General features: G+C 75.6%; 2 protein-coding genes. Both read left to right on the top strand.

What is annotated here, in order from left to right; translation table 11 throughout:
* On the top strand, positions 1-1,900 hold a 1,900-nt coding region (locus ASG00_RS16900; RefSeq protein ID WP_235559143.1), incomplete at its 5' end, for a UrvD/REP family ATP-dependent DNA helicase.
* Positions 1,897-2,261: UvrD-helicase domain-containing protein (locus tag ASG00_RS16895; protein WP_235559149.1), on the top strand; the 365-nt coding region annotated here is incomplete at its 3' end. The genes ASG00_RS16900 and ASG00_RS16895, both read left to right, overlap by 4 nt.

Genomic DNA, 2,261 nt, shown 5'->3' with positions numbered 1-2,261 from the left:
GCCCACGCGCGGTCAGGGCCAGGGGGTTCCGCTCGGGCAGGTGCCCGCCGTGCGCGACCTGCTGACGGTGGTGCTGGCGGCCGGCGACGCGGTGGTGGCGCCCGCGGCCGCGGCCGACGTCCTCGTGGCGGCGGGGCTCGATCCGCTCGATGTGCGACGGGTGCGCACGGCGCTTCGCCATGCCCACCTCGGCGACGGCGGCGGGCGCACCGGTGCGGAACTGCTCGCCGCGGCGCTCGACGACCCGATGCACGCCGCGGCGATCGACAGCCGCGAGGGGCGGGCGGTCGTGCGCACCGCCGAGGCCCTCTCGCGCATGCGTGCGCAGCTCGCCGACGGTGCAACCGCGCACGATCTGCTCTGGACCGCGTGGGAAGCGAGCGGCCGTCAGGCGGTGTGGCTGGCCGCGACGAGCGGCCATGGCCCGGTCGCCGATCAGGCCCACCGAGATCTCGATGCGGTCGTCGCCCTGTTCCAGGCCGCCAAGCGCGACGCCGAGCGCGATGAGGATGCCGCCTCGCACCCGCTGCGGTTCGTGCACGCGGTGCTCGCCACCGATGTCGCCCCCGACCTGCTCGGCCGCGACCCCGATGCCGACGTGGTCGCGGTGCTGAGCCCGGCAGCCGCGCTCGGACGCGAGTTCGACACCGTCGTCATCGCGGGCGTACAAGAGGGCGTGTGGCCCAACACCCGACTGCGCGGCACACTGCTCGGCACGTGGCGCCTCCACGACGCCGCGGCCGGCGTCACGGCCGCTGCGGGTGTGCTCGACCGGCGGCGTGCCGTGCTCCATGATGAGCTTCGCCTGTTCGTGCGGGCCCTCTCCCGCGCCCGCACGCGGGTCGTCGTGACCGCGACGTCCGACGACGATCATCGCCCCAGCGGGCTGTTCTCCCTGCTCCCCGACGCGGAGGCGGCGCGGGCGCTGCCGGCCCTCACGCTGCGCGGGGTCGTCGCCCAGCTGCGGCGGGCTGTCACCGCCGATGTCCCCGACAGGTCGGCGGCGGCGCAGCTCGCCGCGCTCGCGTCCGCCGGTGTCGCCGGGGCCCGCCCCGACGACTGGTACGGCGTGGGGGCCGCGACATCCGATGCCCCGCTGCACTCGCTGGCGCACGGTGACATCCGCGTCTCGCCTTCCCGACTCGCGGCGCTCGAGCAGTGCGAGCTCGACTGGGTCGTGCGCGAGCTCGGCGCCGACGCGGGAAGCACCGTCGCCGGGCTCGGCACGCTCATCCACGCGGCGCTCGAGGCGGCGCCGGACGCCGACGCCGTCGCGTTGTGGGAGGTCGTGGACGCCCGGTGGAACGAGCTCGGCTTCGAATCCGAGTGGCTCGAGCGTGCCGGGCGCGAGCGTGCCCGCGACCTCGTCGATCGTCTGGCGCAGTACCTCCGCGACTTCGCGGCGGGCGGCGGTGAGCTGCTCGCGAGCGAGACGCCGTTCGAGGTGGAGATCCCGCTGCCACCCCACGACGGCGAGGGACGTGCGCTGTTGCGCGGCGTCGTCGACCGCGTCGAGCGGCGGGCCGACGGCACCGTCGTGATCGTCGATCTGAAGACGGGTCGGGCCGAGCCGCGCACCGACAAGGCCGTGGTCGAGAACCCGCAGCTGCTCGCCTACCAGCTCGCCCACGACGCCGGGGCGATCGCGCCGTCGGCGGGCCTGCCCGCGGGCGGCGCCGAACTGCTGGTGCTGCACACCGGCACGGCGAAGCCCTACCTCGAACCGCGGCAGGCGCCGCTCGACGACGAAGCCCGCGAGCGGTTCATCGCCCGGCTGCAGCACGCGATCGCCGTGATGGCGGGCACGCGGTTCGCGGCGCCCTACGAGCAGCACTGCCGAGACGAGCACGCCCACGGTGTGTGCCGCATCCATGTGGTCGGAGCGGTGAGCGCGCCGTGACCGTCTCCGCTGCCGCGGTCGCCGCGGCCCTCGGCCAGTTCCCCCCGACCGACGAGCAGGCCCGCGTCATCGAGGCTGCGCTGGGCCCGGCGCTGGTGGTCGCCGGCGCCGGAAGCGGGAAGACCGAGACGATGGCGGGGCGTGTCGTCTGGCTCGTCGCCAACCGGCTGGTCGCCCGTCACGAGGTGCTCGGCCTCACCTTCACGCGAAAGGCCGCCGGCGAGCTCGCCGAGCGCATCGAACGACGCCTCGCGCGCCTCGCCGAGTTCGAGGCGGCGGGCCTGGTCGACCGCCTCGACGAGCTGCACGCGGTCGGCGCTCTCGATGCCTTCGGCGAGCTCGAGCGCGCCGGAGCCCCCGC

Source organism: Microbacterium sp. Leaf351 (assembly GCF_001423825.1).
Lineage (GTDB): Bacteria > Actinomycetota > Actinomycetes > Actinomycetales > Microbacteriaceae > Microbacterium > Microbacterium ginsengisoli.
Note: the sequence above shows the minus strand (reverse complement) of the source record. Positions and strands in the feature narration are given on the sequence as shown.